Origin of the sequence: Phytobacter palmae, assembly GCF_039409775.1 — a bacterium.
Classification (GTDB): Bacteria; Pseudomonadota; Gammaproteobacteria; order Enterobacterales; family Enterobacteriaceae; genus Phytobacter; species Phytobacter palmae.
Genome location: NZ_JBCIVJ010000061.1, coordinates 1 through 1,057 on the forward strand (window position 1 = coordinate 1; position 1,057 = coordinate 1,057).

Consider the following 1,057-nt stretch of genomic DNA (forward strand, 5'->3'; position numbering starts at 1 on the left):
GAGCTCTGCCGTAAGCACGCCATTTCCGACGCCACCTTTTACACCTGGCGTAAGAAGTATGGCGGTATGGAGGTGCCCGAGGTTAAGCGCCTGAAGTCGCTTGAGGAAGAGAACGCCAGACTCAAGAAGCTACTTGCCGAAGCCATGCTGGATAAGGAGGCACTTCAGGTGGCTCTGGGGCGAAAGTACTGACGACAGACCAGAAGCGGGAAGCCGTTGAGTTTATGTGTGATGCGACCGGTCTGTCGCAACGTCGTGCCTGCAGGCTTACAGGTTTGTCCCTGTCGACCTGCCGCTATGAGGCTCAGCGTCCGGCGGCTGATGCGCATTTATCAGGGCGCATCACTGAGCTGGCACTGGAGCGCAGGCGTTTTGGCTACCGACGCATCTGGCAGTTACTGCGCCGTGAAGGCCTTCATGTTAATCACAAGCGCGTGTACCGTCTTTACCACCTTAACGGGCTGGGCGTAAAACGCAGACGACGTCGTAAAGGGCTGGCAACAGAACGTCTGCCGCTGCTCCGCCCGGAGGCGCCCAACCTGACCTGGTCGATGGATTTTGTCATGGACGCGCTGGCCACCGGTCGCAGGATCAAGTGCCTGACCTGCGTGGACGATTTCACGAAGGAGTGTCTGACAATTACCACCGCATTCGGGATTTCAGGCGTTCAGGTCACGCGAATTCTGGACAGCATTGCACTGTTTCGCGGCTATCCGGCGACGATAAGAACTGACCAGGGGCCGGAGTTTACCTGCAGAGCACTTGACCAGTGGGCTTATGAGCATGGGGTGGAGCTGCGGCTTATCCAGCCGGGCAAGCCAACACAGAACGGATTTATTGAAAGTTTTAACGGACGATTCAGGGATGAGTGCCTCAATGAGCACTGGTTCAGCGATATCGTTCACGCGAGGAAAACGATTAATGACTGGCGGCAGGATTATAACGAGTGTCGTCCACATTCATCGCTGAACTACCAGACTCCGGCTGAATTTGCGGCGGGCTGGCGAAACGGGAAATATGAAGAAAAACCAACCGACATTACTAACTGAAGGTTGTA

Annotated in this window: 1 protein-coding gene; it reads left to right on the top strand. The window is 55.5% G+C overall.

All coding sequences use genetic code 11. The features are described from left to right. Positions 1-1,049, top strand: a protein-coding gene (locus AAIG39_RS25625) for an IS3 family transposase (protein WP_343195055.1) whose coding sequence is annotated in 2 segments (ribosomal slippage) — positions 1-187 and positions 187-1,049 — 1,050 coding nt annotated over the 2 segments. Because the reading frame shifts where the segments join, the coding sequence is not laid out codon by codon here. This gene is flagged as partial in the annotation. Positions 1,050-1,057: the final 8 nt, after the last annotated feature.